4 protein-coding genes are annotated in these 3,128 nt (G+C 65.2%); all 4 read right to left on the bottom strand.

The features are described from left to right. Window positions 1-277, bottom strand: a 277-nt coding sequence (locus ACYVDE_RS18560; protein WP_460503037.1) for a carboxypeptidase regulatory-like domain-containing protein, incomplete at its 3' end; no start/stop codon positions are given. 120 nt (window positions 278-397) lie between these two features. Then, window positions 398-829, bottom strand: a complete 432-nt coding sequence (locus tag ACYVDE_RS18565; RefSeq protein WP_460503038.1) for a PepSY-like domain-containing protein — start codon at window positions 827-829, stop codon at window positions 398-400. 84 nt (window positions 830-913) lie between these two features. Beyond that, window positions 914-2,161 (bottom strand): sensor histidine kinase, encoded by a 1,248-nt coding sequence (locus ACYVDE_RS18570; protein WP_460503040.1) that lies wholly within the window; start codon window positions 2,159-2,161, stop codon window positions 914-916. Beyond that, on the bottom strand, window positions 2,158-2,835 hold the full coding sequence (locus ACYVDE_RS18575; protein WP_460503041.1) for a response regulator transcription factor: 678 nt from the start codon (window positions 2,833-2,835) through the stop codon (window positions 2,158-2,160). Before ACYVDE_RS18575 ends, ACYVDE_RS18570 begins: the two co-directional genes overlap by 4 nt. Window positions 2,836-3,128 lie beyond the last annotated feature (293 nt).

Below are 3,128 nucleotides of genomic sequence, written 5' to 3' on the forward strand. Positions count from 1 at the left end.
CCGGGCGGTAGCCCACGGCCGTGGCCCGCAGTACGTACTGGCCCAGCGGCACCTGAGCCAGCTCAAATGCGCCCAACTCGCTGGCCTGGGTGCCGGCCACGAATGTCGAGTCGGCGCTGCGCAGCAGCACCACGCTGGCAAACGAGACGGGATTGCCGGTGCCCGTTTCTAGCAAGGTGCCGCGCACCGCGCCCGTTTGGGCCTGAGCCGCCAAGCTGATTCCCCACCACAACCCCCATAGCATTCCCAGCCGGGTCAGCACCTTTCTACGCAGCATTTTCTTGATTATTAGCACGCAAGATTATTAGCACGCAAGCCATCGAGTATTGCACGGCCGCTCACGCCCCGCCCGGCCGGCTGCCTGAGCCGGCTGGGCGGGGCGGTTGAAGTAGTTGTTTTACTGGGTTACGACTTTGCCATCGGCGGTGAACAGCACGTCCTGCCCCTTGCCGCCCTTGCTCACTTCGGCTTCGTACACGGTGCGGCCGTCGGCTTTGACGATGGTGGCGGCTTCCTTCACCTGGTAGGCTTTGTAGTCGCGGGCCAGAGTGGCGCGCACGGCGGCCGGCAGTTGAGCGGCCGGCATGTCGGTTTCGGTTTCCTGCAGCACGCCGGCGGGCGTCAGCACAGCCGACATGGTTTTGCCATTCTGCTTAAAGCCGGCTTCGTAGTCGGCCCCTTCTTTTTCCCAGGTCACGGCTTTCACCGCCGGAAACTTGGCTTTGAACGCGGCCTGCACGGCGGCCGGTACCTTGGCCGCGGGGAGGTCCTGGGCAGGGGCGGGGGCGGCCAGGAAGGCGGCAGCCGCTGCGAGTAGCAGGGTTTTCATGGGGTCGAAACGGTTGATTAGGGTGAGGAATGCCGCAAACCTAGCGGCCGAATCTGGCCGGAATCTGTACGGCGCGGACCGGCCTCAGAACGCCACCCGCAGCGTGTGCAGGTGCCCGGCCGGCGCGTAGGCATAGCTCAGCCGGAAGCCGTAGTAGGTGCAGATTTGCTCGGCGATGGACAAACCCAGGCCGGGCGAGTCCGACGCCGCGTTGTGCTTGCGGAAGCGGCCGAGCAGCAGCATGGGGTCGGAGTGGAGCTCGGGGCCGGTGTTGGTGATTTCCAGCGCGGCCGGGCCGAGCTGCACCCGCAGCAGGCCGCCGCGCACGTTGTGCTTCACAGCGTTCTGCAAGAGGTTGCCCACCAATGACTCCGCCAGCGCCGGGTGCATCACCACCGACACGGGCGTGAGCAGCGTCACCGGCGGCTCAATGTCTTTATCTTCCAGAAAATCCTGGAGCTGCCGCAGCTTTTCCCGCACCACGCCGTCGAGCGCCACGGGTCCGCCGGCGTTGAACTGCCGGTTTTCAATCTTGCTGAGCAGCGTGAGGGCCTGGTGCAGGCGCGAAAGGCGCCGGGCGGCGCGGTACACGTCCTGCACGGCGCCGAGGGTGCGCTCGGGCAGCTCGGGGTCCTGCACCAGCTGCTCCAACCGGGCCTGCATGATGGCTAGGGGCGTCTGGGTTTCGTGGGCCGCGTTTTCGGTGAACTCCTTGAGGGCGCGGTAGTCAGCCGCCACGCGCTGGGTGAGCTGGGCCACGGCCTGGTTCAGCTCGCTGAACTCGTCGATGGGCGTAGCCGGCAGCGCCAGCGACTCGGGCTGCTGTAGCTGGAAGCCGCGCAGGGCCCGGAGCGTGCGCCGAAACGGGGCCCACAGCCAGCGCGACAGCCAGCGGTTGAGCAGCAGCAGGCTGCCGAAGAGCAGCGTCATCACCGCCAGCATCACGCCCATCACCACCTTGAGCACATCCTCGGTTTCGAGCAACGACTTGCGTAGCGTGAGCCAGTGCCGCTGCCCGCGCACCACCACCGGGAAGGAGATAACGCGGAACGGCACCGGCTCACGCTCCACGGGGTCGAAGATGACGGTGTCGTGCAGGCTTTCGGAGTGGGTGGGGCCGTCGATGGTCAGCTCCTGGGGCAGGGCGATGGTGGGCAGCGCGCCCGCCCGCTGGATGCGCGCGGTGAGGTAGGTGCGCTGCTGTTGCAGCTGCTCGTCCACTTCGTGTGCTAGGGCGTGTTGCAGGCCCTCGTACAGCAGGCCGGTGCCCAGCACGAACAGCACGGCGCTCAGGCCCAGGTAGTAGCGGTTGGTGCGGGTGAGGAGCTTCACGCGGTTTCGAGCTTGTAGCCCAGGCCGTAGATGGTGCGAATGTAGTTGTCGGCCCCGTGCTCCTGCAGCTTCTTGCGCAGGTTTTTGAAGTGCGAGTAAATGAAGTCGAACGAGTCGGCCATGTCGGCGTCGTCGCCCCAGATGTGCTCGGCAATGGCCTCCTTGGTGAGCACCCGATTGGGGTTGGCCAGTAGGAACAGCAGCAAGTCGTACTCGCGCCGGGTGAGGGTGAGGGGTTGGTCTTTCACCAGCACCCGGGTCTGGTCGGGGAAGATGGTCAGGTCCCGGAACACAATGTGGCGCTGCCCCTGAAACTGCCGCCGCCGGATGATGGACCGCAGCCGGGCGTTGAGCTCAGCCAGGTGAAAGGGCTTGGGCAAATAGTCGTCGGCGCCCATCTCCAGGCCCTGCACCTTATCGTCGAGCGAGCCCCGGGCCGAGATGATGAGCACGCCCGCAATGGATTTGTCGGCCTTAAGCGTGCGCACCAGATTCAGGCCCGAGCCGTCGGGTAGGGTCAGGTCGACCAGTACGCAGTCGTACTGGTAGAGCTTGATTTTTTCGTGCGCCTGCTGGTAGGTTTCGGCCACTTCGCACACATAGCCCTCGTGCCGCAGAAACTCCAGCAGCGTGTTGCGCAGCGGCGCCTCGTCTTCAACAATCAGAATTTTCACGCTCAGGGAAAGAAAGGTGGTGCGCCCGTTACCAGCCGCAAGGTTGGCAAATAGGCCGGGAAATCTGTAAACAATCTGGCGGCAACCTGCACTCCCGGGTCGGGCTACGGGCACCCACGCCAAGGGCGTCCAGAATTTTTCCAGATTTGACCGGGAGGTTTGCTGGAAACCTCCCTGCCTGACCGCGTGCGTCGACTATCCCGCCTGCTTTCCGTTTTCCTGCTGTTGGCCCTGACGGCGGCCGTGCCAGCGTGGGCCCAGCAGCCCGCCGCGCCGCCGGTGCTCAATCCGGC

This window comes from Hymenobacter agri, assembly GCF_054778495.1.